This window comes from Archangium sp. Cb G35, from assembly GCF_001896145.1.
Classification (GTDB): domain Bacteria; phylum Myxococcota; class Myxococcia; order Myxococcales; family Myxococcaceae; genus Archangium; species Archangium violaceum.
This window is the reverse complement of the sequence record NZ_MPOI01000015.1, coordinates 61346-86294: the sequence shown is the minus strand read 5'-3', so window position 1 is coordinate 86294 and position 24949 is coordinate 61346. Positions and strand designations below refer to the sequence as shown.

Genomic DNA, 24949 nt, shown 5'->3' with positions numbered 1-24949 from the left:
CACTCGCGTCTCTCACTCGCGCTGGAAGTGCTGGCCCACCGTCTCCACCAGCACCTCCACGTCCACCGGCTTGCGCAGGTAGGCACACGCCCCCACCTCCTCGGCCACCGCCGCGTTGCTCGCCGAGGCGGAGAAGATGACGATGGGGATGTCCTTCCACTCGGGCACCGCGTGCATCTCGTGGGCGAAGCCCAGCCCGTCCAGCACCGGCATCATCATGTCCAGCAGCACCAGCCCGGGCAACGGACGGGCCCGCGCGAGCACCTCCAGCGCCTCGCGGCCATTGCCCGCTCCCACCACCGCGTGGCCCGCGTCTCGCAACACCTCCTCGAGCGCCTCGCGCAGATCCGTGTCGTCATCCACCACCAGCAAGGGACGCGTCATGTGGACTCCTCCACCATCTTGCCCGCGGCGCGCAGGGGCAGCTCCAGGGTGAAACGGGCCCCTCCACCCGGACGCGGCTCGGCCCATACCCGGCCCCCATGCGCCTCCGCCGCCCGCCGCGCCAGGTACAGCCCCAACCCCAACCCCCCGTAGGAACGCGAGGATACCGCCCGGCCGAAGCGCTCGAAAATACGCTCGAGCTGCGCCTCCGGCACGCCAATGCCGCGGTCCTCCACCATCACCCGCGCCACCTCGCCGTCCGACACCACCCGCACGTCCACCGGCTGGTGCGCCCCGAACTTGAGCGCGTTGGAGACCAGTCCGGCCACCACCTGCTCCACCCGCATCCGGTCCCACTGGCCCACGAGCTCCCGGGCCGCCTCCAGCCGCAACGCGCAGCCCACGGACCGGGACTCCGCATCGAAGCGCTCCAGCACCTCGCGCACCAGCGCGACCAGGTCCACCCCCTCCAGCGTCAGGGACAGCTGCCCGGTGGACAGCCGCGACACATCCAGCAACGTCTCCACCAACGAGCCCAGCCGCTTCACCTGGCGCAGTCCCTTGTCCAGCCGCTCCACCATCTCCGGGGAGGACTCGCGCCGCGCCCGCTGCATCAGTGTGCTCAGTTGCAGGCCCAGCGTGGTGAGCGGGGTGCGCAGCTCGTGGGCCGCCACCGCGAGGAACTCGTCGCGCAGGCGGATGGCCTCCTGGGACTCGCGGTACAAGCGCACGTTCTCCAGCGTCAGCGCGGCGCGGCGCACCAGCTCCTGCACCACGGGCAGATCCACCTGCGTGAAGCGCGGCCGCGTCTTCCCGGTGATGCCGAGCGTCACCACGCCCAGCGAGCCCATGCGTCCCACCAGGGGCACATGGACGAAGGAGCGCAACCCCAGCGCGAGCAACCGGCGCAGGTGCTCCGGGGAGCGCGCCACCGCCGCCAGCCGCTCCGGGGGAACGTCCGGCACCACCCGCGGCTCGCCCGTCCGGAACACATACGCCGGACCCGAGGGGGCATCCGGCTCCAGGGGGAAGAGCCGGTCCAGCTCCAAGGCCCGCTCCACCTGCTCCGGGTCCTCGTGCGCCAGGGACGCCACCCGGAGGTGCCTTCCATCCTCGGAGAAGTAGACGGCGCACCAGTCCGCCAGCTCCGGCACCGGCAGGCGCGCTACCTTGTCCAGCGTCTCCTGCAAATCCAACGAGCCGGCCAGCACCTCCCCGGCGCGGGCCAGCAGGTTCCGGTCCCGCTCGGCCCGGGCGCGATCATGACGCAGCCGGGCCTGCTCCACCTCGCGCGCCACCGCGACCGGCAGCCGGGTGAGGAGCGCCTTGGAGAAGTAGTCGCGGGCACCCGCCTTCATCACCTCCTCGCCCTCGAACTCGCCCACGCTGCCCGAGACGACGATGAAGGGGATGTCCAGGCCGCTGTCGTGAAGGAGCTCCAGCGCGGCGGGCGCGTTGAAGCCGGGCAGGCGGTAGTCCGAGAGGATGACGTCCCACGCCCCGGGCTCGAGCGCCGCGCGCATCTCCTCGGCCGACTGCACCCTGTGGCAGGACACCTCGAATTCTCCCCGGCGCAGCTCGCGTTCCACCAACTCCTGGTCGTCCGGGTTGTCCTCCACCAGCAGGACGCGGAGCGGCCTCGTCATCCAGACACCCCCGGCTGCGGGGAGCGGTTGAGCTCCAGCCAGTAGACGCCGAGCTGGCGCGCCGCCTCGACGAACTCGTTGTAGCTCACCGGCTTGCGCACGTAGCTGTTGCAGCCGTGGCTGTAGCTCTCCACCAGGTCCTTCTCCTCGTCCGAGGAGGTGAGGATGACCACGGGAAGGAAGCGGGTGCGCGGATCGGCGCGAATCTGACGCAGCACCGCGTGCCCGTCCATGCGCGGCAGCTTGAGGTCCAACAGCACCAGGGCGGGCAGCGGCGCGTGGACCCGGTGCGAGAACGCGCCACGCCCGAAGAGGTAGTCGAGCGCATCCATCCCATCCTCCACCACCTCCAGGGGATGGGTGACGCCCGCGCGCTGGAAGGCCCGCTGCGTCAGGTCCACGTCGTCCGGGTTGTCCTCCACGAGGAGAATGGTTTGTGGGCTGCTCATGCGAGTGCCTCCTGGAGGGTGAAGCGGAAGGTGGCGCCCCCGCCCGGGGCCGCCTGGGCGGAGATGTCCCCGCCGTGCCGGTGGACGATGCGCTGCACCGTGGCCAGCCCGATGCCCGTGCCCGGGAACTCGGAGGGCTTGTGCATCCGCTGGAAGGGGCTGAAGAGCTTGCCCGCGTACGCCATGTCGAACCCCACCCCGTTGTCGCGCACAGCGTAGTGAGTCACCCCGCCGGCCGTCTCCGCGAACAGCTCGATGTGGGCCCCGGAGCGCTTGCTGGTGAACTTCCACGCATTGCCCAGCAGGTTCTCCAGGAGCACCCGGAGCAGCCGCGGGTCGCCCCGCACGGAGAGGCCGGGCTGGACCGAGCATGTCACGTCACGTCCGGACTCGCGCTGGCGCAGCTCCTGGAGTACCGAGGTGGCGATCGCGCTGAGGTCCACCGGCTCGCGGCGCAGCTCGGCGCGGGTGACGCGGGAGAGCTGCAACAGGTCGTCGATGAGCTGGCCCATGCGCGTGGCGGCCCCCTGCAGGCGCGTGAGGAGCCGGAGGGCCTCGGGAGACAGCCGCTCGCCCTCGTCCTCGCGCAGCGCCTGGGCGAAGCCGTCGATGGCGCGCAGGGGCGAGCGCAAATCATGCGAGACGGAGTAGCTGAAGGACTCCAGCTCCTTGTTGGCGGCGGTGAGCTCGAGGGTGCGCTGGGCGACGCGAGACTCCAGCCGGGCCTCGCTGGCGCGCAGGGCGTCCGCCTGGGCACGCACCTGGGCGAGGCTGGCGTCATAGCCCCGGGCCAGGGTGAGGAGCTGACGCCGGCTGAGCCAGGCCAGCAGCACCCCCACGGCGAGCGCCCACAGCCCGCCGGCGATGAGCACCGTGCGCCCCGCTCGCTCGGCCTCCAGGCCCTGGAAGGTGGCGCGCCGGAGTTCCTCGGCGCGGATGGTGTCCAGCGTCGAGCGCAGCGCGTCCATATGGGTCTTGGCCGCGCCCGAGCGCACCAGGGACAGCCAGTCGCCCCCCTGGCGGAAGAGGGAGAGCTGCTCGTCGGCCACCCGCTCCCATTCCCGCCAGCGCCCACGCACCTCCTCCATCCAGGCCCGCTGCTCGGGCGCGCCCTCGAGGCCCTGCTCCAGCTCCTCGAGCGCCACGGGGAGCCGTTGCCCGGCGGCCTGGTAGGGCTCCAGGAACGAGGGGTCGCCAGAGAGCAGATAGCCGCGCACGCCCGTCTCCCGGTCGATGAAGAGCAGACGCACCCGCTCCAACCGGGTGACGGCCACCTGGTAATGGCGCGCCTTCTCCTGGGCCAGGATGAGGCCGTTCACCGTCCACATGAGGATGCCCGCGAGCACCAGCAGCAGGCCCACCGGAAGCAGGATGGCGCGCAGCAGCAGCCGGCGGAAACGGAGGGGGTCGGTCAGGGGCATCACGTGGCGGGAAGTGGAAGACACGTCCCCGTGAAGGTTGGGGTCCGGGGAGGACCCTTCAACCCGTGCCACCGGCCACGGCGAGCGGACAGGGGCCGGAGGCTCGCCCGGGAAGCGGGAGGTGCCCTCCGGAAGCCAGGACCCGCCCACCGGCCGTGGAACCCGGGATGCGAGGTGAGGTGACCTCCGCAGTAGCCTGCGGGGTGATTCCGTGAGTAGTGTCCGGCCGCATGACGTGTCGGTTCACCTCCGGGAGGCGCCCGCGGCGGGAGCGCCACGGCCTCGCGGTGTGGGGACGACGCTGGAGGTCACCCGCATGGCTGAAAACCCGATGTCCCCCTCCCGTTCCGCCCAGCGTGGCGCCCGCCCCGGACCCCGGCGGCAACCCCCTCCCGTGCTGGACCCGGGCACCCGGGTGGCCGGCTACGAGGTGGTGCGCCGCCTGGGCGCGGGGGGCTACGGCACCGTGTACCTGGCGCACGCCGCCACGAGCCTCGTCGCGCTGAAGGTGCTGCCACTGGAGCGCTCGCGGGGGTGGGAGGAGCGGGAGGTGGACGTGCTGCGCCGGATGAGGCACCCCGGCGTGGTGCGGCTGCTGGGGTACGTCGACTGGCCGGAGGAGGAGCCCCGCGTCCGCGTGCTCATCATGGAATACGTGGACGGGCTGCCCCTGGACGAGCACGTGCGCGGGAGCAACCCGTCGGCGCTCGAGGTGGTGGAGCTGATGCGGGGGTTGATGGAGGCGCTGGAGGCGGTGCACGACGCGGGCGTGCTGCACCGGGACGTGAAGGCCTCCAACATCCTGGTGCGCGCCGGGGACGGCAGGCCGGTGCTGGTGGACTTCGGGGCGGGCGCCTACCTGGGGGCGCCCACGCTGACGAGCTCGGTGCTACCCCCGGGCACCCCGGAGTACCGCGGCCCCGAGGCCTGGGACTTCTTCCGCCACCACATGGGCGACGCGGGCGTGCGCTACTCGCCGACCCGCGCGGATGACCTGTGGGCGGCGGGCGTGCAGTTGTACTGGGTGCTCACGGACCGGCTGCCCTTCACCGGCCCGGACTTCCTGGCCATCGGCGCGGCGGTGCTCAACGAGAGGCCCGCGCCTCCGCGCGAGCTCAACCCGTGGGTACCGGAGGCACTGGAGCGCCTGTGCCTGCGCATGCTGGAGAAGTCACCCGAGGCGCGGTACGCGGACGCGGGCGAGGTGCGCTCGGTGCTGACCACGCTGAGGGCGGAGGCGGATGAGGCGTGGCGCGAGCCGCTGTTCGAGCCGCATGCGCCCCACAACGCCACCACCCGGCCCCAGGGACGGCTCGCGGAGGGGCAGGATCTGCTGCTGCGGATGAGCAGGCTCGCGCGGCAGCCTCCGCGGCGGGGCGAGGTGCCCACGCGGGAGGCGAGCGCCGTGCCGGTTGCGATGGGCGTCTCGATGGCGCCCGCGCTGAGTCACACGGAACGGGAGACGGAGCCCACCAGCGCGGAGTTCCCGGTACGGGTGCCCGTCCCTGGAACCCGGGCGGGGTTCGGGTGGCGCCTGGGCGCGGTGGGGCTGGGAGCCCTCGCGCTGGCCGCTGCGCTGTGGGTCCTCGCCTCGTGGAGGGCGGACATGTCCTCCGAGGTAGTGGCGAGGACCCAACCTTTCATGTCACCCGAAGCCTTTCCCATACGGTGGGATGCTTTTTTCCCAGATGTCGTGCCCTCGCTGAAACCGCCGCATGTTGTGGCGGACGCGGCGCCCAACGGACAGGCCGTTGCCGCGCCCGTCATCAACGCCAGACACAGCGAGAAAGACATGTCACAGAAGAATCCACCGCCCCCCCCCACTCCGACCCAGGCCAGGAAGACGCGGCCGAGCATCAGCGCCTGCCTGAGCATGGGTGCGATCGCCGCCCTGGCGGCGGGCTGCACCTCCGTCCACAACAAGGCCTTCCACGAGAACTTCGTCAAGACCGGGATCTTCTACGAGGCTGAGGATCTCTTGGAGTGCCCCCCCTCATTTGTCAAATCCATGAAGGAGCATGGCATTGCCATCGGGAGCCTCCATGATGCCGTCTATGGCTCTGGCCTCAACCAGGAAGAGTCTCGGCGTCCCCTGGAGAAGATTGGAGAGAAGATGTCGGTGCCATTGAATGGCACCGGAGTCGAACTCCGCTCCGACTGGGGTGGGCTCGGCGCGCTTGGCCGATTCGGCGGAGCAAGCATTATCGTGGAAGACCGCGTCTATACTCGTCTCGTCAACTTCAGTCCCTTCGCTATCGGAGCCAACCAGGTCCCCGTGTGCATGGAGGTCTGGTACGACGGAAAGCCCGGGGTTCCCCACTTCGGACGAGACCCGACGAAGCCGTTCCCGGGCGGCTTCATCTGGGTGGTGCCTCGAGTCCAGCTCAAGGCCGTGACGCGTTTTCACGAATGAGCGCTCCTCGCACTTGCGGAAAACAATCCCTCCGTGTTCTCAATGTCTCTCGGCCAGTTCCTGGTGATGGGGCTCCTCCTCGGAAAAGCCGCCGCACCAGATGTTCATCCATCCGAGCAACAAGATGGGCCTTCCACCAGGCCTTCCTCAAACTCCCACCAGGAGCCGAACTCCCAGGAGTGCCCTGGCCAGCAGGGACGCCTCGCGGCCGAGGCATTCTCCAGAATGGAGCCAGAAGGTCCATTCTCCGTCTGGGACATCACTCGGCGCATCACGTGGACACCAGATCTACAGGGTCTACGAAGAGTCGTCGTCTACCACAGCATCCATGCCCAGAATCCGTCGAAAACACACATGCTGCTGCAGGTGGAATTGACGCACTCTCTTGCCAGTACCGCCAGGCAGATGACGCACGCGGCGTTGCAGGTGGGCCGTAACGATTCCTGGCTCAGTATCTGGCAGGCACCTGATTCCTCGGAAGGAGTCCTGCGCCTACTCCTGCAGGGCACCGTGGATCTCCACAAAATCCATAAAACCCCCCATCAACTCATCCTCTCACGAGGCGAGGGCGGTGTAGAGCGACTCGCTGTGTTCGACAACATCATGCTCCAATGACGGCATGTAGTCGAAGCACCAGGTCAGGCGGTGGGCAGGGGCTGGAAGGCCACGCCGTCGAGGCCCAAACGACGGCAGGCGTCGACGAAGCGCTCGGTGCAGACAATCACGGTGGAGAAGTCCTCCAGCCGGAACAGGTCCAGGTGGCTGGGAACTGTAGCCACGTCCAGCAGCCTGTCATCGGGAAGCGTGAGACCTTCGCGGCCACAACGAGGGCATGGAGGTTTACGCTCAGCAGGCAAGCAATCCGGGTGCAATCGGCCCACGGGGAGGATTTCCAACTCGAGCAACTCAGGCGCGTTTCGCTGGCGGAAACGCAGTTGGGTGCGGCACCCCTTGAGTCCTTTCACCCCCTCGGCCTGGAGTTTCTCCAGCGCCTCGCGCTGCACCAGCAACAACCACGGGAAGAACGCCACGAGCGGCCCAAATCGACCCTGAGCATTGCCCACGAGCGGGCCAAAAGCCGAACCAGGCTGCAGCAGCGCTCCTGGAGGAAGCAGAGGGCGTACCAGCTCGCACATCCTTTCGTATTCGGCGAACGCTGCAGCTCTGGGCTCATCGAACTTGGCCAGATGGGCAATCGAACTCAGGTCCACCGAAGGGTATGCTCTGGTATCAGTCCCCCAAGAAGCATTACAGCCGGGGCAATGGCGGATGCCTGGAAGCCCCCATTGATGCTCGGCTCGAATGTCCCACGTGGACTGCGATGCCTTGTCTTCTTCAATACTGAAATAGCCCATACGTACGCGCAACCTGTTCATATCTCACGAGCAGAAGTAGGGCACGAGTGGCCCATTCACGCCAAAGCGCGACATGAGTTCTCCGGCGAATCGCCAGATCTCCGCCGGACCGGCGCCATCGTTCGTCCTCCGAAACTGCCGCCAAGCCTCATTCCACTGCCCGCCACGAGGGCCGCCACTGTGTAACCAATGGTGAAAGCTCGTGGGGAGACGAATGGTAAAGGCGTGATGGTCGATGTCCTTGCTCACGAACCACAGGGCAAACTCCTGCGGGAAGATGTGATGCTTCTCGAGCGGCTCCCGAGCGCGGACACACGGGGGCTTGAGCACCCGGGGCGCGTACTGGCCGCGGATGTTCCAGTTGTGCCACGGAATCTCGAAGATCGCTTCCCGGCCCCCAGGTACCGCCAGTGGACGTCCCCACCAGCGGGTCGGATTGGGAGGTGGACGAAGGCTGCCGTTGGCGAGGGCCAGCACCACCGGGTGCGCCTCCACCTCCACCACGTCCTCACACCGCCAGAGCCCGCAGCGCTCCTCGTCACACAGAGGCACCACACAGCTCGGGTCCTCCCGGGCCTCCTCCCACGAGGCCACGGGGTCCACGTCCTCGGCGAACCCGCTCTCTCCGGGTGCCGAGGTCGTCGCGCACGCGCTCAGCAACAACCCGAGCAGCGCCAGCCAGCTCTTCCAGGGCAGGACTCTCATCCCGCCCACCCTATACCACCGGTCCTCTCGGCTTCGACACGACCCCCGGGTTCGTCATGGCCCAGCGCTTCACTTCGTCGGCAGGGAGTGGAAACTCACTCCGTCCAGGTTGAGGCGGCGGCAGGCCTCGACGAAGCGCTCGGTGCAGACAATCACGGTGGAGAAGTCCTCCAGCCGGAACAGGTCCAAGTGGTGGGGAACAGTAGCCGCGTCCAGCAGCCTGTCGTCGGGAAGCGTGAGCCCCCTGCGGCCACAACGAGGGCAAGGAGGTGTACGCTCCCGGGGCAGGCAATCCTGATGCAATCGGCCCAGAGGAAGGATTTCCAGTTCGAGCAGTTCGGGCGAATTGCGCTGGCGGAAACGAAGTTGGGTGCGACAACCTTTGAGTCCTCGTATACCCTCGGCCTGGAGTTTCTCCAGCGCCTCACTCTGCATCAGCAGCACCCATGGGTTGAGCGTCACGAGCGGGCCAAAGCGGCCCTGGGCCTTGCCCATGAGCGGTCCCAACTCTGTCCCTGGCTCCACCAAGGCCCCCGGAGGCAACAAAGGCCGGACCAACTCACGCAGCCTCTCGTATTCCTCGATAGGCTCCGCCCGAGGCTCCTCGAAGTCGGCCAGGGAAGAGACTGGAGTGAGGTCCACCGAAGGGTACGATTTGGCACTGGCACTCCAACTGGCCTTACAGCCTGGACAGCCGAGAATGCCTGGCAGGCCCCATTTGTGGGTGCCATTGATATACCCCGTGTAGACCGACGTCCTGTCTTCCTCAATGCTGAAGTAATCCATGGAGAGGCGCCTCATCCTGCCTCAGTCACAATAATAGGACACAAGTGGACCGTTCACACGGAACCGCGACATGAGTTCGCCTGCGAACTTCCAGATCTCCTCGATGGTTGCATTATCATTCTGTCTCTGGAACCGACTCCATGCCTCATTCCACTGCCCTCCTGGGAATGACCCACTGTGTAGCCACTGGTGGAAGCTCTTGGGCAGCCGGATGGTATAGGCGTGAATGTCGATAGGCTTACGCTTGAACCACGTGGCCAATGCTTGAGGGAAGATGTGGTGCTTCTCGAGCGGCTCACGAGCGCGGACGCACGGTGGCTTGAGCACCCGGGGCGCGTACTGGCCACGGATGTTCCAGTTGTGCCACGGAATCTCGAAGACCGCTTCCCGGCCCCCAGGTACCGCCAGCGGCCGTCCCCACCAGCGGGTCGGATTCGGAGGTGGACGGAGGCTCCCGTTGGCGAGGGCCAGCACCACCGGGTGCTCCTCCACCTCAACCACGTCCTCGCACCGCCAGAGCGCGCAGCGCTCCTCGTCACACAGGGGCACCACACAGCTGGGGTCCTCCCGGGCCTCCTCCCACGAGGCCACGGGGTCCACGTCCTCGGCGAACCCGCTCTCTCCGGGCGCCGGAGTCGTCGCGCACGCGCTCAGCAACAACCCGAGCAGCGCCAGCCAGCTCTTCCAGGGCAGGACTCTCATCCCGCCCACCCTACACCACCGCTACGGCACCGCTTTCACCGTGCCGTGAGCAGCTCCGACTGGGCGGCGGCAACGCCTGAACCCGGCTGCGCCTTGTGGCCCGCCGCCGCGAGCGCCCGCTCCACCGCGCCCACCGTGGCCAGCACATCCCCCGGGCCCACCACGTTCATGTGACCCACCCGGAAGTAACGCGTCTTCAACTGCGGATGCAGTCCGCCCGCCAGCACCACACCCTGCTCGCGCGCCCGTCCGATCATCGCCGCGTCCACGCCCTCCGGGTAGTACAGCGCGCTCAGCGTGTTCGCCGCCACGGACTCGTTCACCGGCAGCAGCTTCAACCCCAGCGCCTTCCAGCCCGCCCGGAAGGCCCGCGCCATGCGCTGGTGACGGGCGAAGCGCGCCTCCATCCCCTCGCGGAGGATCTGCCCCAGGCTCACGTCCAGCGCGTACACCAGATTCACGGGCGGCGTCGCGAAGTAGGCCGCTCGGCCCGCCTCGTAGGCCTCCATGATGGGCAGCCATTCGGCGAAATCCGCGTACAGCGAGCGCACCGGCGTCTTCCGCGAGCGCCAGGCGTTCATCCCCTTCTGGCTCACCGTGAGCAGCGCCAGCCCCGGCGGCACGCCAATCGCCTTCTGGCTCGCCGTCAGGTACACGTCCGCGCCCCACGCCTCCTGGTGGAACGTCTCGCCCGCCGTGGCGCACACCCCGTCCACCACCGACAGCACCCCGTGCCGGCCCGCCGCCTTCACCAGCGCCTCCACCGGCGCCAGCACCCCCGTGCTCGTGTCCACGTGCGTCACCGTCATCACCTTGAAGCGCCCGCTCGCCAGCACACGCTCCACCGCCGCCACGTCCGGCACCTCGCCCGGCGCGCACTTCTCCTGCACCACCTCCGCCCCGTAACGCTCCAGCAGCAGCGCCATCCGGTCGCTGAAATACCCCGTGTTCACCACCAGCGCCCGCTCGCCCGGCTCCACCAGGTTCGCCACCGCCAGCTCCATCGCCAGCGTCCCGCTGCCCGACACCACGAAGGGCTGCGCCGACGGCGCCAGGCACACCTCGCGCAGCTTCTTCAGCGCTCGCCCGAAGATGGCGATGAACTCCGGCGCCACGTGGCTGGCCGTCTTCATGCCCAGCGCCCGCATCACCTCCGGGTCGAACTCCACCGGGCCAGGAATCATCAGCAGATCTCTCTCGCTCACGGGTACTCCTCTTCGGGGTTGGTGGCCTGGGGCCTTCTACTTCGTCAGGCGCTTGCTCAGGAAGTAGCGGCTCTCGCCTCGTGGATAGTCCGGCAGTGTTCCGAAACGCGTGTAGCCCTGCTTCTCATAGAAGCCCAGCGCCTGGAAGCTGAACGTGTCCAGGTGCGCCGAGTGGCAACCCCGCCGCACCGCGGCGTCCTCGATGCTCGCCATCAATCGCCCGCCCCAGCCGTGCCCGCGCAGGCGCTCGTCCACCCACAGGTGGCTCACGAAGAGCCACTCCCAGTGGGTATAGCCCATCACTCCTCCGAGCAGGCTCCCGTCCTCCGAGTGCATGAGGACAGCGAGGTCCCTCGAGTTCTCCGGCACCGCGCGCGTCTCGTTGTACCGCACCAGGCTGCGAATCAGCCCCCGGAGCTCCTCCTTGGAGGGCTCCTCCACCACCGTCATCTTCAACGCGTCCAGGGAATCCATCCCGCGATGGTAGCGCCTCCCAGCGCCCGGAAAATCCCCCGGAAAAGAGTGTGTCAGGACACGGCGGCGGAACGCGTCTCTTCAAGTGTAGGCGGGAACGACGGCGGCATCGCCCGAACCCCCGCGATAGCTTTGAAGCGCCCGGCAGGAGAGGTCATACACGCACCTCTGTTGGTTCGAATCCAACTTCCCGCACCATGCGCGGGAATAGCCTAATGGTAAAGGCACTCGACTATTAATCGAGCAGTCAAACGGCTTTTCCACTCGGGCGTTTCAATTTCTCTCTGACAGCATTTGCGTCCGGCCGAAGAGGCCCTACACGCTCGTCACTCTCAGGGCCGCCGGTTCGAATCCGGCTCTCCCCCCTCCTTCATGGGGGAGATAGCTCAGTCGGTAGAGCATGAGACTCCAAGACGGCTTCCTCACTCGGACGCAGACCCCTTCCCCCGCTTCCGGCGGTGGGTTTTTCTGGATCGAGCCGAGCGGATAACCTCGCGCCCCATGCGCTGGTTACCTGTCGCTCTCGTCGCTCTCCTCTCCCTTCGCTGTGCCCATGCACCCGAGGCCCCACCAGCGGCCCCCACGGCTTCCACGCCCGTGGCCGCCGCCCCGGAATGGCCCGAGCCCCAGCCTCCGCAACTGCGCCTGCCCGACTCCGTGCGGCCGGTGCGCTACGCGTTGGATCTGACGCTCCTCCCCGCCGAGCCCACCTACTCCGGCACCGTCACCGTGGACCTGGACGTCCGTGAAGCGGTACGTCAGGTGTGGCTGCACGCGCAGGATCTCCAGGTGACGCAGGCCCGCGTCCTCGTCAACGGCCGCACGCTGGAGGCCCGCGCCGTCACCGCCACCGAGGGCCGGCTCGGCGTGCTGCTCCCCGAGACGCTCGGCACCGGTCCGGCCCAGCTCGTCCTCACCTTCACCGGCCGTGCGGACCGCGAGCGCAGCCAGGGCATCTACGCCGTGGAAGAGGGCGGCGAGCCCTACCTCTATACCTTCTTCGAGCCCATCGACGCGCGGCGTGCCTTCCCGTGCTTCGACGAGCCGGGCTTCAAGGTGCCCTGGACGCTGCGCTTCACCGTGAAGCAGGAGCACGCGGCGCTCGCCAACCACGCCATCGTCTCCGAGGAGCCGCTGCCCGGGGGCCTCAAGCGCGTCACCTTCGCCGAGAGCCGCCCCATGCCGAGCTACCTCGTCGCCTTCGTGGTGGGCCCGTTCGATCTGGTGGACGCCGACACCATCGGCCGTGCCCACGTTCCCCTGCGCTTCATCGTCCCCAGGGGCCGCGGCGCCGAGACGGCCTACGCCGCCAGCGTCACCCCGCGCATCATCACCCTGCTCGAGGACTTCTTCGACCAGACCTATCCGTACGAGAAGCTCGACGTGGCGGTGGTGCCCCGCTTCTGGGGCACCATGGAGCACCCCGGCATCGTCGCGCTCGGCCAGCCCCTCACCCTCATCCGCCCCGGCGAGGAGACGCTCCAGCGCCGCAAGTCCTATGTGAACATCGCCATCCACGAGCTGGCCCACTACTGGTTCGGCGACGTCGTCACCTGCCGCTGGTGGGACGACATCTGGCTCAACGAGTCCCTCACCACCTGGCTCGACCACGAAATCACCGGCCAGTTCGACCCCGCCTGGCAGTACGCGCTGGAGGGCCAGGCCAACTCGGCCTCCTTCGCGCTCGAGACGGACTCGCTCATCACCTCGCCCGCGGTCCGCAAGCCCATCACCACCAACGACGACATCATCGGCTCCTTCGACAACGGCACCACCTACTCCAAGGGCGCCTCCCTGCTCTCCATGCTCCAGGGCTGGCTCGGCGCGGAGCGGCTGCGCGACGCGCTGCGCACCCACGTGCGCAAACACGAATGGGCGGTGACGGACTCGGATGGATTCCTCGCCACGCTCGGTGAGTCGCTCGGGCCCGACGCGGCCCGTGTCTTCCGCGGCTACGTGGACCAGCCCGGCGTTCCCCGCGTCTCCGCCAGCCTCCAGTGCAAGCCGGGCACGGCGCCGAAGCTGACACTCTCCCAGGAGCGCTACCTCCCCGCCGGCTCCACCGGCTCCACCGCGCAGACGTGGGATATCCCCGTGTGCCTGCGCGCCGGCAAGGGCAAGGACGCCACGCGCACCTGCACGCTCCTCTCCACCCCCACCGCGGAGGTGGAGCTGCCCGTCCAGGGTTGCCCCTCGTGGCTCCTCCTCAACGCCGGCGGCACCGGCTACTACCGCGTGAGCTACTCGCGCGAGCAGCTCGCCCAACTGCTCTCCGTTCCTCCGGGGACGCTGAGCACCCAGGAGCGCCTCGCCTTCCTGGCCGACGTGAAGGCCGCCGTGGACCGGGGAGACGTGCCGCTCGGCGAGGCCTTGAAGCTCGTCCCCGCCACCGCCTCGGACCCCCAGCGCCTCATCCTCCAGCGCGGCGTGCAGCTCCTCTCCGGCGTCCAGGCCGAGCGTCTCCCCGAGGCGGAACGCTCGCGCTACCGGGCCTGGCTGCGCGACACCTATGGCGCCCGCGCCCGCGCCGTGGGCTGGACGCCCAAGCCGGGCGAGAGCGATGACGTGAAGCAGCTGCGCTTCCAGCTGCTCGGGCGCGTGGTCATCGTTGGACGGGACCCCGCACTCACCCAGGAGGGCAGCAAGCTCGGCCGCGCGTGGCTGGCGGACCGCAAGGCCGTGCACCCGGAGGTGGGCTATACCGCCCTCCGGGTGGCGGCGCGCGAGGGCGACAAGGCCCTCTTCGACACGGTGCTCGCCCAGGCCCGCGTGGCGAAGGACCGCACCGAGCGCACCCGGCTGCTCAGCGCGCTCGGCGTCTTCCGTGACCCGGCGCTCGTGAAGGAGGCCCTCTCCCTGGTGGCCGGAGACACGTTCGACGTGCGCGAGACGACGTCCATCCTCTACACCGTCTTCTCCATCCCCGAGTCGCGCGCCCAGGCCTGGGACTTCTACCGGAGCCAGTTCGACACCCTCTCCAGCCGGATGCGCTCGGATGAGCTGAACCAGCTCATCGGGATGGTGGGAGGCCTCTGCGACGAGCAGGGGCGCGCCGAGGCCGAGGCCTTCCTGCGCTCCCGCGTGGAGAAAATCGAGGGTGGACCCCGCTCGCTCGCCCGTGCGCTGGAGTCCATTCAGCTGTGCATCGAGGCGGAGCGCCGCCATCAGCCGAGTGTGCGGGAATTCATCCGCGGCCTCGGCAAGGGCGTGAACACGCCAGCACAGCGCTGAGGCCCGCCCGGGACACCGCTCACGCCTGGGCGGTGTCCCCCTGAGCCTCCAGCACGTTCCGGCCGAGCACCCGCAGGGCCTCGCGCAGGTCCGACGAAGCCGCCTCCGCCGGAGCACCGCGCGCCCGCTCCACGCGCCGCCGAGCCTCCGTGAGGCACTTCATCCCCGCCTCGCTGCCCGCGGCACTCCGCGCGGCCTCGGCCAGGTCCAGCGAGGCCCGCAGCAGCGAGGAGAGCTCGCGCAGCACGGCGTCGTCGCGCAGCTCGGGCGTCACCTCCAGCGAGGCGAAACCATCCCGGGCCGCCACGAGCTCTCCGAGCGCCGCCTGCACCGAGGCCAGGTGCGCGGTGAAGCGCAGCGCGTGCCAGCGAGACACCCGTTCCAGGATGGAGATGGACTCCGACAGGCAAGCGCGCGAGGCCTCCAGCGCTCCGAGCGCCACCAGGGCCCGGCCCAGCTCGCCCAGCGCGACGCCCTCCAGGATGCGCATGCCGAGCTGCCGGCCCATGCGCACGGCGCCCTCCAGGTGCTCGCGGGCCTCGGCCGCCCGGCCCGCGTCCAGCAGGAAGCAGCCCAGGTTCACCCGCGCCAGCGCGTACCCGGCCCTGTCTCCCACGCGCGAGGCCTTCTCCATGGCCTCCTCCAACAGCGCCACCGCCTCCGACGTGCCTCCGCCCTCGCCAATCGCCATGGCCTGGTTGGTGAGGAAGCCCACCTCGAAGGCCACATCTCCCACGGCGCGGAACAGCTCCAGCGCCGTGCGCAGGTGTGGCAGCGCCGCCCCGGCCCCATGGCGCCCCAGCTCCAGGATTCCGAGGTTGCCCACCGCGTACGCGTCCAGCCACCGGTCTCCCAGCGAGGGCAGCTCCTGGGCCTCCTGCACCAGCTCCCACGCCGTGCCCATGTCTCCCTCATCGCGGGCCACGATGCTCAGGTCCACCAGCACGCGCTTGGTCCGGTCCACCGCGTCCAGGGAAGCGAAGGCGGAACGCGCCGCCTCCAGGTCCCTCCAGGCCGCGGCGAGCTGGCCCGCGCCATGGTGCGTCCGGCCCCGCACCGCGAGCGCCTCGGCGCGCAGCTGCGGCTCCACGTGCACGGTGGACGCCAGCTCCAGCGCCCGGTCCAACCGCGACAGCGTAATCCCCACCGGACCCCGCGCCGTCACGTCAGGCTCCAGCGCCACCAGCGCGCCCAACGCCCGCTCCAGGGAGCCCTCGGTGGCGGGCACCACCGCCAGCGCGTTGTCACAGGCCGCCAGCAGGTTCTCGCGCTCCAACGCCAGCCGGCGGAAGGCCAGCTCCCCGCCCTCCCCACGCATCCGCGCGCTCAGCCGCCGGGCCATCGCCAGGTAGCAGCTCGCGTGGCGCGCCGCCAACGTCGGCCCCTCGCCCCGCTCCGCCAGCCGGGAGGACGCGTACTGACGGATGCTCTCGTACATCCCCAGCCGCAACTCCCCGGGCAGCCCATCCGGCGCATAGGCGCGCAAGAGCGACTTGGAGCGCAGCGAGTGGATGATCTCCATCACGTCCGGCCCACCCGGAGGAAACACGAGCACCGCCTCGGCGGCCTCCAGGGAGAAGCCCCCGCGGAACACCGAGCACTGCGCCAGCGCCGCCCGCTCCGCCGGCTCCAGCAGATTCCAGGACCAGTCGATGGCCCCCCACAGCGTGCTCTGCCGCGCCGAGCCGTCGCGCCGCGCGCCTCGCAGCAGCTCGAAGCGGCGGGACAGCCGCTCCTGAATCTGCGACACGCCCAGCAGGTTGGTGCGTGCCGCCGCGAGCTCGAGGGCCAACGGAATGCCATCCAACTTGCGGACGATGTCCGCCACCAACGGGGCCTCCGCCTCCGTCAGCTCGAAGCCTCCGCGCACCGCCCGGGCCCGCTCGACGAACAGGTGCATGGCGTCACAGCGGCCCAGGATTTCCGGGCGCGTCTCGCCCTCCTCGGGCACCTGCAACGGCTCCAGGTCGATGACGCGCTCCTCGGGCAGCAACAGCGACTCGCGCGAGGTGACGAGGAAACGGGCCCGGGGTGCCAGCGCGCGCCAGCGGCCCAGCGTGGCCGGCATGTGCTGGATGACGTGCTCCACGTTGTCGAGGATGACCAGCACGTCCCCGCGCCCGGCCAGGGCCCGCCCCAGCCGCTCCGCCGGCTCGCTGTCCTCCCCGAGGCGGGTGAGCGCGACGCCCAGCGCCTGGCCCATGGCGTGGCAGATGTCGCCCACCGTCGACGCGTCGGTGAGCTCGCACATCCACACCCCGCCCTCCCAGGTGCGCGCCTCCAGCTCCTGGTTGCCGAAACGCGTGGCCAGCCGGCTCTTCCCCATGCCTCCGGGGCCCAGCAACGTGACGAGCCGCGCCTGCGTGTCGAAGCACCTCCGCAGCGCCGCCAGCTCCTCGCGCCGGCCAATCAACTCCCCCGTCTCGGCCGGCACCTGGCCCCGCAGCACCCGCTGCACCCGGAGCGCGTCGAAGCGCCGCTCCGCCAGTTCCTCGGGCCGTACCTCCACCAGCGTGACGGCCTCTTCGATGCCCTTGAGGTGGTACTCGCCCAGCGCATGCACCCGGGGCTGGCCCAGCGCCGCCAGCTCCCCTTCCACCCGGGCCCAGGCCGCCCCACTCACCAGCACCTGCCCGCCATGGCCGGCCGACGCCACACGCGCCGCCACGTTCACCATCCTCCCGACGTAGTCCATCGCCCCCGTCTGCTCGTCCAGACGGCACTCCGGCTCACCCAGGTGCACCCCCATGCGCACCCGCAGGCCCCGGTACACCCAGCCGCCCGGCCCCTTCTCCTCGGCTGCGTCCGGCTCGGCGAGCAATTCCTCCGGCCAGGGCGCGCGCAACAACGCCTGCTGCGCCTCGAGGCACCAGCGCACCGCCTCCACCGCCGAGGTGAAGGCCACCAGGAAGGAGTCCCCCTGCGTCTTCACCTCATAACCGCCGTGCTCGGCCAGCAGCGCGCGCAGCACCCGGTCGTGTACCTCCAGCGCCGTCCGCATACCACCACTGCACCGCTCCCACAGCTGCGTGGAGCCCTGCACGTCCGTGAAGACGAGCGCCACCGTGCCGGTGGGAGCCGCGACGGACGGAGAGCGCCGCCGCGAAGCCCCCCCGACTCCCGGGCCATCCGTGGTGCTGAGTGTTGGAAACATGTGCAGGAGGCTCCCCATCACCCGCTCCCCTCGCCTGCGAATCATGATGACCGTGGGGCCGGAATTTCGCGCCCCCCCCACCTTCCATTCGTGCACCACCTCACGGAGCACACGCACCACTCAACACGAGCCGGCTCCCACCCGCCCCTCCCTCTGGCCACACCCGGTGCGTTCGTCCAATGCCCGACGGCTCCACCCCGGGGGTGTCTTCCATTTCACGCGGTGGACGTTCGCCGGCAACGCTCCAGTGCGGCCCGCGCCGGAGGCTGTATCGGGGTTACAGAAACAACGTCACTTTCTTCCGTGGAGCCCTCTTCGCACCACGCCATCCGGGGCGGAGACTTCACGAGCGGGCTCCGGGGGGAAGATCATGAAGAGCACTTGCGGAGCACTGCTGCTGACACTCGCCGTGGGCTGCGGCCCCGTGGACGGGGAAGCCCCCGCGCCTCCTCCGGAGGTGGGCACCTCCATCCAGGGACTCGAGGACGACAACGGGCTGACCATGAATGGGCTCACCATGAATGGCCTCGCCTTCAACGGGCTGGCCTTCAATGGACTGGCGTTCAACGGACTGGCCAGCAGCACCTTCACTTCGTGGTTCCAGCAGAGCCCGCTGACGACGAGCCTCTTCATGAAGTACCTGGTCCGCTGCGCCGTACCGGCCGGGCAGTCCCGCACCTTCTCGGACGGGTGGTTCACCTATACGTGGCCCGGGAGCCTGGGGCTGGCGCCGGGCTGGTCGGGTGGCGCGCCAGCCACCGCGGAGGAGCAGCAGCTCGTCACCGCGTGCGTCGCGGCGCTCGTCAACAAGTTCGGGCGCTCGGTGGGCGTCTCCGTGCTGGGCGCCAACGCGCAGGGACAACTCATTCCCTACACGGCCACGGAGCTCTCGGACTTCCCGGTGCGCGAGGCGTGCTTCTTCGGCAACATGTTCACCGACGAGGGCTTCTTCGTCGGAAATGACCAGGCCCCGCTGGCCCCGTGGCAGAGCAGCCTGAGGGCGTGCGCGCTCGAGGGGAGCAACGAATGCCCGCCCCTCGTCCACATCGGGAGTTGTCAGGCGAGCTGCACGCTGGACCCCACCGGGACGTACTACACGCGCTGCACCCGCGACGGCAGGAGCTACCGCCCCATCACCACCCGGCTGCGCACCCAGGACGTCGTCGTGTGCGGTGACGGCATCTGCCAGTTCACCGAGTCCTGTGGCAGCAGCAACCGCTACGACGACTGCGCGCTGGACTGCGGCCCCTGCCGCTGAAACACGTGGGCTTCCACGGCCCGGGGCCCGGCGCGCCTCAACGCCCGCCCTGGGCCCGGAGCAGGTAGAAGACGTAGCCGTAGGAGGCGCCGTAGCGGGTGTAGAGCTCTATCTCCCGCTCCGTCTCGGCGATGGCGGTGGAGAGGTCCGCGTCGCCGCGGGCGCGCTCACGCAGGGCGGCCATGCGCGCCTCCAGCGGATGGTAGTACTCGTCCCACCACGCCGGAGCCGGCAGCACGAAGGTGTCCAGCACCTCGAAGCCGGCCTCGCGCGCCGTGGCGCTGTTGGAGGCGATGGTGCCCATGCGCGGGTAGGCCTCGCGCCAGAAGTCGGCGGCCTCGGAGGGAGGCGAGTCGGTGAGCCACGTCGCCTCGCTGGCGGCCAGCAGGCCTCCTTCGCGAAGCACCGGGCGCCACCGCCGCAACCCCGCGCCCCAGCCCAGGATGTAGATGGCGCCCTCGGACCAGATGAGGTCCACGCTGCCCGGGGCGTCCTCGAGCGCCGCGAAGTCCGCGCGCCGCGTGCGCACCATGTCGCCGAGTCCCTGGGCCGCCGCCTCGGCCTCCAACCGCTTCAGGAAGGGCTCGTGCGAGTCCACGGCGGTAATGGACGTGCCGAGTTCCTTCGCCAGCACGAGCGTCTGCCGGCCGGGGCCACACCCCAGGTCGAGCACCTGGGGAGAAGGAGGAAGAAGCGGTCGCAAACGGCGGAGCGCCTCGCGGGTGCACTCATCGCTCCCAGGTCCCTCGCGAGGCAAATCCGTATGCAGCAGCAGGAAGGCGTCACCGAGCATGAGGAGAGCGTAATGTCGGGCGCGCCCCGCGTCTTCGTCGAAGTAGCCCGGGGTGCCGCTCATGGACAGACGCCCGGAAGGGCGCCCGCTCGTGGGCCCCTCCGCTCACGTGGGGATGCGCCGGTGCAACACCCCACGCACCACGAGCGCGCCCGCCATGATGGCGATGCCCCGGAAGAGGATCTCCACGCCCACCACGACGCCCAACGCCCACAACGAGGAGGTGGGCAGCTGGGCGAAGATGATGACGCCCAGCGCCACGGACACCAGGCCATAGGCCAGGTCCCACCCCCAGCCCTCGTAACGGTCCGAGAGGGAGGTGATGCCCCGGAAGAGGCCGCTGGCGAAGAAGTACCCGGCCATCAGCAGCGTCACCGCCACCAGCCCGATGCCCGGCCGGGCCATCACCATGGCGCCCACCACGAGCGACAGGACGCCTCCCAGCAGGAACATCCAGAAGGGCCCTGTCTTGCGGATGCGGAAGGCGTGGACGATCTCGAAGACGCCCGCCGCCGCCAGCATGGCGCCGTAGAAGATGACCGAGAAGAGGCTGGTGAGCACGACCGCGCCCAACGCCACGACGCCGAGCAGGGTCAGGAGCAGCCCCACCACGAAGGGACCGCCCCACAGGCCCGCCGTGCCGCGGGGATTCCGGGTGGGGGTGAGGTTGGAGTCGGTGATGGGCATGACGAGCCTCTCGGGAAACCGGGTTGCATCATCACGAACCTGGGAGTGCTCCGCGGTACAGGCAAGCCTCTCGTGCTCCCTTCCCCTCCTGGCGCCGGTGCTAATGAATGGCCGCCGGGGCTGGTTCCTCGTGGTGGGCCTCCTCGGAGAGGGCTTTCTCGGAGCGCTCCGCCGCGCCCGGCACGGGGCGCCAGCGGCCATGGGAAGCGATGAGCGCGTCGGCCTCGCGCGGGCCCCAGGTGCCGGGCTCGTACTCGTGGAGCGGAGTGGCACCTCCCACGATGGGGTCCACCACCCGCCAGGCCTCCTCCACCGACTCCTGGCGCGCGAAGAGCGAGACGTCTCCGCGCATGGCATCGCCGAGCAACCGCTCATAGGGCGTCATCGTCCCGCCCCGGTTCTGGATGGCCACCAGGTCCACGTCCTCGCCGCGCATGGCCCCTCCAGGCCGCTTGGCGCGAGCACCGAGGGAGATGAGCACGTCGGGACCGAGCCGGAAGCGCACCGAGTTGGGGGAAGACAGGGTGGGCCCCTCGAAGATGGGGCGCGGCGGGTAGTTGAGCTCCACGAAGACCTCGGTGGCGGTGGCGGGCAGGCACTTGCCCGCGCGGATGTAGAAGGGCACATCCGCCCACCGCCAGGAGTCGATGAACAGCCGCACCGCGGCGAACGTCTCCACCCGCGAGGAGGGAGACACGCCCCGCTCGCTCCGGTAGCCGCGGAACTGGCCCCGCACCACGCTGGACGGATCCAACGAGCGCATGGCCTTGAAGACACGGGCCTTCTCGTCGCGCAGGTTCTCGGGGTCCGAGCAGAAGGGCGCATCCATGGTCAACAGCCCGACCACCTGCAACAGGTGGTTCTGCAACACGTCGCGGATGGCGCCCACCTCCTCATAGAAGGCGCCCCGTCCCTGCACACCGAAGCGCTCGGCCAGCGTCACCTGCACGCTGCGCACGTGCTGCCGGTTCCAGATGGGCTCGAGGAAGACATTGGCGAAGCGGAAGAAGAGCAGGTTCTGCACCGGCTCCTTCCCCAGGAAGTGGTCGATGCGGAAGACGGCGGACTCGGGCAGGAAGCGGTGCAGCGTCTCGTTGAGGGAGCGCGCGGAGGCCAGGTCCCTCCCGAAGGGTTTCTCCACCACCACCCGCGCCTGCTTCAGGCAGCTCGCCTGGGCCAGCCCCTCCACCACCGTGGCGAAGAGGCTCGGTGGAATGGCCAGGTAGTGCAGCGGACGCGATGCGCCCCCGAGTGCCTCACGCACCCGGGTGAACGTCTTCGGGTCGCGATAGTCCCCGTCCACGTAGCGCAGCAACTGGCTCAAGCGTTGGAAGTGCCCCTCGTCGAACATGCCGTGCTCCCGGAGGCTGGCGCGGGCCCGCTCGCGCAACTGCTCCAGCCCCCAGCCCGCCTTGGCCACACCGATGATGGGACACGTCAATTGCTCGCGGAGCACCAGGGATTGCAGCGCGGGGAATATCTGCTTGTACGCGAGGTCCCCCGTGGCCCCGAAGAAGACGAGTGCGTCCGAGACGGGTGTGGCGGCCATGGCTCACCTTCCTCCCTTCTTCTCCAGGTGCCCGCCGAACGCGAAGCGCATGGCGGACAACAGCTTGTCGGCGAAGTCCCCCTCTCCACGGCTGCTGAAGCGCTGATTGAGCGCACTGCCGAGCACCGGCGTGGGCACGCCCTCGTCGATGGCCGCCGCCTGCGTCCACCGTCCCTCGCCGGAGTCGGAGACACGGCCAGAGAACCCGCCCAGCTCGGGATCGCCGCGCAGGGATTGGGCGGTGAGGTCCAACAGCCAGGAGCCGATGACGCTGCCACGCCGCCACAGCTCGGCCACCTCGGGCAGGTCGAAGGCGTACTGGTAGTCCTCGGGGTTGCGCAGGGGCGTCGTCTCCGCGTCGGTGTCGTGCCGGTGCATGCCCACGCCGGCGTGGCGCAGGATGTTGAGCCCCTCGGCGTAGGCGGCCATGAGGCCGTACTCGATGCCGTTGTGCACCATCTTCACGAAGTGGCCCGCTCCGTTGGGGCCACAGTGCAGCCAGCCCTGCTCGGCCGGGGACGGCGGACCCTCGCGCCCGGGCGTACGCGGCGCGGACTGGACTCCTGGGGCCAGCGCGGTGAACACGGGCTCGAGCCGCCGCACCGGCTCCGGCTCGCCGCCAATCATCAGACAGTAGCCCCGCTCCCGTCCCCACACCCCGCCGCTCACGCCCACGTCCACGTAGTGGAGGCCCCGCTCGCGCAGCCGCGCCGCGCGTCGCAGGTCATCGTGGTGGTACGAGTTGCCTCCGTCGATGACGGTGTCGCCGGCCTCGAGTAACGGCATCAGCCGCTCGAGCGTGCCGTCCACCACGCCCGCGGGCAGCATCAACCAGACCGCGCGGGGAGCCTGGAGCGCGCGGACCAGCTCCTCGAGCGAGAAGGCACCCACGGCCCCCTCGGCCTGGAGCTGCTCGACGGTCTCCCGGCGCACGTCGGTGACAGCACAGCGGTGCCCCGCCGCGAGCAGCCGCCGCACCATGGCGGCGCCCATCCGGCCGAGCCCGATCATTCCCAGCTCCATTCCCCTCATTCCTCCTCGGGGAGCGTGGCCGGTCCGCCCTCATGGGCCGGTGAGGCCCGGTTGCCCGTCCGGCCCTCCACCCCGCGCACGTGCTGCGCTGGGGTGCCCTCGTCAACCTGTGCACCGGGCGGGTGACACGGCAGCGGTGTCACCCGGGGGCGCCCGATGGAGCCCACGAGTCCCCGAGGGACGGGACGGCCGAGCGGCCCTGGCTCGCCCGCTAGTACAGTGGGCGTATGAGCTTCCCGCACCTCAAGACCTGGATCGCACTGCTCTGCGTGGTGTTGAGCGCCTGTGCCACCTCAGCCTCCGCCGTGCGCGGGGAAGAAGAGCCGTTGGACGCGGTGGCCTCCTGGGAAGAGGCCCGAGCGGACCCGAGCTGCATGGTGCCGCTGTGCGACGAGGAGCGCTGTGCCCTGTGGCGGTGCCAGGACGTGGTGGAAGCGGATGAGCCTCCGGTACTCCTGGCGTGGGCGAACGGTGCTCGCCTTCCGCTTCCGGCCCCCAACCCCAGCCGCTGGTGGGGGCGGCCCCTGGTCGCCCCCCTGGGCACGGAACCTGTCTTCGAGATTCCCTGGCACAACTGGAACATCCGCGGCCGGTACGCGGCCCTGGCACTCCGCCCTCCATGCATCCCCTCACGGGAGCCCATAGAAAAGCATCACATCTTCCCGCAGGAGCTGGCTGTATGGTTCAAGGGAAAGAAGATCAACATCCACTCATTCACCCTTCGTCTTCCCAAGAGCTTTCATCGGTGGCTACACAGTGGCGGAGCCCAAGGAGGTCAGTGGAATGAGGCGTGGCGGCAGTTCCAAAGCAAAAACATCAACGCCACCAGGGACCGCATCTGGGAATTCGCGTTCGAGCTCATGTCACGATTCGGCGTTCATGAGCGCCCCCTCGTCCCCTACTATTGCGAATGAGTTCGACGAGTCACTCACGCATGCGCTACTTCATGGTCCAGCCGGACGATCCTTCGCGCTACACGGGATTCGTCAACGGCTCGCACAAGTGGAAGCTTCCTGGGATAGACACATGCCCAGCCTGCAAGTCCATCTGGGGTGACGATTCCAGAACGTACCCCTCGGTGGATCTGGCCTCGGTGGCCTTGGCTGCCCACTTCGAGGAAGCCAGAGCCGAACCCATCGAGGAATACGAACGACAGTGTGAGCTCGTACGGCCCTTCCTCCCCCCGGGAGCCCTGCTGAAACCGGGTGCGTCCTTGGGACCGCTCGTGGGCAGAGCTCAGGGACACTTCGGACAGCTCGCACCTCTCCATCCCTGGCTGCTACTGGTACAGCGGGAAGCACTCGAGAAGCTCCAAGCCGAGGAACTTCAAGGACTCAAGGGCTGCCCAACCCAGCTCCGCTTTCGCCAGCGCAACTCACCCGAGTTGCTCGAACTGGAACTGCTCCCCGTGGGCCGTGCGCACGCGGACTGCATGCCTCCCGATCTCGGAACACCCTGCCCGCGCTGCGGCCATATTGACATTACCCTGCCCGAAGACCTCCTTCTGGACGCCACCACGCTTCCCGGTCACCTGGATGTATTCCGCTTGGAAGACCTCTCCGTCCGCATCTGTACCGAGCGCTTCGCCAAGGCCTGCAAGCGTCTCAAATTAGATGGGGCTGTCTTCAAGCCCGTGCCCATCTCCCGCTCCAGGAAACGCGCCGCCACGGTGAAGTGAAGCCACTCGCCGAAGCCGGCCAACGCC

21 protein-coding genes are annotated in these 24949 nt (G+C 69.2%); 6 read left to right on the top strand and 15 right to left on the bottom strand.

Annotated elements, in window-relative coordinates; translation table 11 throughout:
• Positions 1 to 12: 12 nt before the first annotated feature.
• From BO221_RS39260 to BO221_RS39245, 4 genes are read right to left on the bottom strand one after another with little or no spacing between them, the layout of a single operon-like run.
• Positions 13 to 384: a response regulator gene (locus BO221_RS39260; RefSeq protein WP_073566025.1), complete on the bottom strand. Its 372-nt coding sequence runs from the start codon at positions 382 to 384 to the stop codon at positions 13 to 15.
• Complete coding sequence (locus BO221_RS39255) at positions 381 to 2030, bottom strand: ATP-binding protein (protein WP_073566024.1); 1650 nt, start codon at positions 2028 to 2030, stop codon at positions 381 to 383. Before BO221_RS39255 ends, BO221_RS39260 begins: the two co-directional genes overlap by 4 nt.
• The gene (locus BO221_RS39250; protein WP_073566022.1) at positions 2027 to 2479 is read right to left on the bottom strand and encodes a response regulator; all 453 of its coding nucleotides are present in this window, start codon (positions 2477 to 2479) and stop codon (positions 2027 to 2029) included. Before BO221_RS39250 ends, BO221_RS39255 begins: the two co-directional genes overlap by 4 nt.
• Positions 2476 to 3924: a CHASE3 domain-containing protein gene (locus BO221_RS39245; RefSeq protein WP_143195946.1), complete on the bottom strand. Its 1449-nt coding sequence runs from the start codon at positions 3922 to 3924 to the stop codon at positions 2476 to 2478. Before BO221_RS39245 ends, BO221_RS39250 begins: the two co-directional genes overlap by 4 nt.
• 292 nt (positions 3925 to 4216) lie before the next feature.
• Here BO221_RS39245 and BO221_RS39240 point away from each other — a divergent pair, with 292 nt between their 5' ends.
• Positions 4217 to 6313: a serine/threonine-protein kinase gene (locus BO221_RS39240; protein WP_143195945.1), complete on the top strand. Its 2097-nt coding sequence runs from the start codon at positions 4217 to 4219 to the stop codon at positions 6311 to 6313.
• A 354-nt stretch (positions 6314 to 6667) separates the two neighbouring features.
• On the top strand, positions 6668 to 6928 hold the full coding sequence (locus BO221_RS39235; protein WP_073566017.1) for a hypothetical protein: 261 nt from the start codon (positions 6668 to 6670) through the stop codon (positions 6926 to 6928).
• 23 nt (positions 6929 to 6951) lie between these two features.
• On the opposite strand, the gene BO221_RS39230 is transcribed toward BO221_RS39235, so the two are convergent.
• From BO221_RS39230 to BO221_RS39205, 6 genes are all read right to left on the bottom strand, one after another.
• Complete coding sequence (locus BO221_RS39230; RefSeq protein ID WP_073566016.1) at positions 6952 to 7668, bottom strand: double-CXXCG motif protein; 717 nt, start codon at positions 7666 to 7668, stop codon at positions 6952 to 6954.
• A 24-nt stretch (positions 7669 to 7692) separates the two neighbouring features.
• Complete coding sequence (locus BO221_RS39225; RefSeq protein ID WP_073566015.1) at positions 7693 to 8373, bottom strand: TIGR02269 family lipoprotein; 681 nt, start codon at positions 8371 to 8373, stop codon at positions 7693 to 7695.
• 69 nt (positions 8374 to 8442) lie between these two features.
• Positions 8443 to 9159: a double-CXXCG motif protein gene (locus BO221_RS39220; protein WP_073566271.1), complete on the bottom strand. Its 717-nt coding sequence runs from the start codon at positions 9157 to 9159 to the stop codon at positions 8443 to 8445.
• Positions 9160 to 9180: 21 nt separating this feature from the next.
• Positions 9181 to 9861, bottom strand: coding sequence for a TIGR02269 family lipoprotein (locus BO221_RS39215; RefSeq protein WP_233166461.1), 681 nt, complete (start codon positions 9859 to 9861; stop codon positions 9181 to 9183).
• A gap of 35 nt (positions 9862 to 9896) precedes the next feature.
• On the bottom strand, positions 9897 to 11045 hold the full coding sequence (locus tag BO221_RS39210) for an alanine--glyoxylate aminotransferase family protein (RefSeq protein ID WP_073566269.1): 1149 nt from the start codon (positions 11043 to 11045) through the stop codon (positions 9897 to 9899).
• Between the two features lie 57 nt (positions 11046 to 11102).
• Positions 11103 to 11540: an N-acetyltransferase gene (locus BO221_RS39205; protein ID WP_073566014.1), complete on the bottom strand. Its 438-nt coding sequence runs from the start codon at positions 11538 to 11540 to the stop codon at positions 11103 to 11105.
• A 501-nt stretch (positions 11541 to 12041) separates the two neighbouring features.
• On the opposite strand from BO221_RS39205, the gene BO221_RS39200 reads away from it, so the two are divergent.
• Positions 12042 to 14771: a M1 family metallopeptidase gene (locus tag BO221_RS39200; protein WP_073566013.1), complete on the top strand. Its 2730-nt coding sequence runs from the start codon at positions 12042 to 12044 to the stop codon at positions 14769 to 14771.
• A 19-nt stretch (positions 14772 to 14790) separates the two neighbouring features.
• Here BO221_RS39200 and BO221_RS39195 read toward each other — a convergent pair whose 3' ends face one another.
• The gene (locus tag BO221_RS39195) at positions 14791 to 17925 is read right to left on the bottom strand and encodes an adenylate/guanylate cyclase domain-containing protein (RefSeq protein ID WP_073566268.1); all 3135 of its coding nucleotides are present in this window, start codon (positions 17923 to 17925) and stop codon (positions 14791 to 14793) included.
• A gap of 370 nt (positions 17926 to 18295) precedes the next feature.
• On the opposite strand from BO221_RS39195, the gene BO221_RS39190 reads away from it, so the two are divergent.
• Positions 18296 to 19183 carry a hypothetical protein gene (locus BO221_RS39190; RefSeq protein WP_073566012.1) on the top strand — a complete coding sequence of 296 codons (888 nt, stop codon included), beginning with the start codon at positions 18296 to 18298 and terminating at the stop codon, positions 19181 to 19183.
• 37 nt (positions 19184 to 19220) lie between these two features.
• Here the strand turns inward: BO221_RS39190 and BO221_RS39185 are convergent, their stop codons facing one another.
• From BO221_RS39185 to gnd, 4 genes are all read right to left on the bottom strand, one after another.
• Positions 19221 to 20039, bottom strand: coding sequence for a class I SAM-dependent methyltransferase (locus BO221_RS39185; protein ID WP_233166460.1), 819 nt, complete (start codon positions 20037 to 20039; stop codon positions 19221 to 19223).
• A gap of 42 nt (positions 20040 to 20081) precedes the next feature.
• Positions 20082 to 20663 (bottom strand): HdeD family acid-resistance protein, encoded by a 582-nt coding sequence (locus tag BO221_RS39180; protein ID WP_073566011.1) that lies wholly within the window; start codon positions 20661 to 20663, stop codon positions 20082 to 20084.
• Positions 20664 to 20763: 100 nt separating this feature from the next.
• Complete coding sequence (gene zwf / locus BO221_RS39175) at positions 20764 to 22212, bottom strand: glucose-6-phosphate dehydrogenase (protein WP_083682115.1); 1449 nt, start codon at positions 22210 to 22212, stop codon at positions 20764 to 20766.
• A 3-nt stretch (positions 22213 to 22215) separates the two neighbouring features.
• Positions 22216 to 23235, bottom strand: a complete 1020-nt coding sequence (gene gnd / locus BO221_RS39170; protein WP_073566010.1) for a phosphogluconate dehydrogenase (NAD(+)-dependent, decarboxylating) — start codon at positions 23233 to 23235, stop codon at positions 22216 to 22218.
• 236 nt (positions 23236 to 23471) lie between these two features.
• Between gnd and BO221_RS39165 the strand changes: the two genes are divergently transcribed.
• The gene (locus tag BO221_RS39165; RefSeq protein WP_233166459.1) at positions 23472 to 24158 is read left to right on the top strand and encodes a TIGR02269 family lipoprotein; all 687 of its coding nucleotides are present in this window, start codon (positions 23472 to 23474) and stop codon (positions 24156 to 24158) included.
• A gap of 20 nt (positions 24159 to 24178) precedes the next feature.
• Positions 24179 to 24922 carry a double-CXXCG motif protein gene (locus tag BO221_RS39160; protein WP_083682113.1) on the top strand — a complete coding sequence of 248 codons (744 nt, stop codon included), beginning with the start codon at positions 24179 to 24181 and terminating at the stop codon, positions 24920 to 24922.
• Positions 24923 to 24949 lie beyond the last annotated feature (27 nt).

Excerpts from the sequence above, each read along its gene's own strand:
- BO221_RS39260 (WP_073566025.1), bottom strand. The coding sequence starts at position 384 with ATGACGCGTCCCTTGCTGGTGGTGGATGACGACACGGATCTGCGCGAG.
- BO221_RS39255 (WP_073566024.1), bottom strand. The coding sequence starts at position 2,030 with ATGACGAGGCCGCTCCGCGTCCTGCTGGTGGAGGACAACCCGGACGAC.
- BO221_RS39250 (WP_073566022.1), bottom strand. The coding sequence starts at position 2,479 with ATGAGCAGCCCACAAACCATTCTCCTCGTGGAGGACAACCCGGACGAC.
- BO221_RS39240 (WP_143195945.1), top strand. The coding sequence starts at position 4,217 with ATGGCTGAAAACCCGATGTCCCCCTCCCGTTCCGCCCAGCGTGGCGCC.
- BO221_RS39235 (WP_073566017.1), top strand. The coding sequence starts at position 6,668 with ATGCTGCTGCAGGTGGAATTGACGCACTCTCTTGCCAGTACCGCCAGG.
- BO221_RS39230 (WP_073566016.1), bottom strand. The coding sequence starts at position 7,668 with ATGGGCTATTTCAGTATTGAAGAAGACAAGGCATCGCAGTCCACGTGG.
- BO221_RS39225 (WP_073566015.1), bottom strand. The coding sequence starts at position 8,373 with ATGAGAGTCCTGCCCTGGAAGAGCTGGCTGGCGCTGCTCGGGTTGTTG.
- BO221_RS39220 (WP_073566271.1), bottom strand. The coding sequence starts at position 9,159 with ATGGATTACTTCAGCATTGAGGAAGACAGGACGTCGGTCTACACGGGG.
- BO221_RS39215 (WP_233166461.1), bottom strand. The coding sequence starts at position 9,861 with ATGAGAGTCCTGCCCTGGAAGAGCTGGCTGGCGCTGCTCGGGTTGTTG.
- BO221_RS39210 (WP_073566269.1), bottom strand. The coding sequence starts at position 11,045 with ATGATTCCTGGCCCGGTGGAGTTCGACCCGGAGGTGATGCGGGCGCTG.
- BO221_RS39205 (WP_073566014.1), bottom strand. The coding sequence starts at position 11,540 with ATGGATTCCCTGGACGCGTTGAAGATGACGGTGGTGGAGGAGCCCTCC.
- BO221_RS39200 (WP_073566013.1), top strand. The coding sequence starts at position 12,042 with ATGCGCTGGTTACCTGTCGCTCTCGTCGCTCTCCTCTCCCTTCGCTGT.
- BO221_RS39195 (WP_073566268.1), bottom strand. The coding sequence starts at position 17,925 with ATGTTTCCAACACTCAGCACCACGGATGGCCCGGGAGTCGGGGGGGCT.
- BO221_RS39190 (WP_073566012.1), top strand. The coding sequence starts at position 18,296 with ATGAAGAGCACTTGCGGAGCACTGCTGCTGACACTCGCCGTGGGCTGC.
- BO221_RS39185 (WP_233166460.1), bottom strand. The coding sequence starts at position 20,039 with ATGAGCGGCACCCCGGGCTACTTCGACGAAGACGCGGGGCGCGCCCGA.
- BO221_RS39180 (WP_073566011.1), bottom strand. The coding sequence starts at position 20,663 with ATGCCCATCACCGACTCCAACCTCACCCCCACCCGGAATCCCCGCGGC.
- zwf (WP_083682115.1), bottom strand. The coding sequence starts at position 22,212 with ATGGCCGCCACACCCGTCTCGGACGCACTCGTCTTCTTCGGGGCCACG.
- gnd (WP_073566010.1), bottom strand. The coding sequence starts at position 23,235 with ATGGAGCTGGGAATGATCGGGCTCGGCCGGATGGGCGCCGCCATGGTG.
- BO221_RS39165 (WP_233166459.1), top strand. The coding sequence starts at position 23,472 with ATGAGCTTCCCGCACCTCAAGACCTGGATCGCACTGCTCTGCGTGGTG.
- BO221_RS39160 (WP_083682113.1), top strand. The coding sequence starts at position 24,179 with ATGCGCTACTTCATGGTCCAGCCGGACGATCCTTCGCGCTACACGGGA.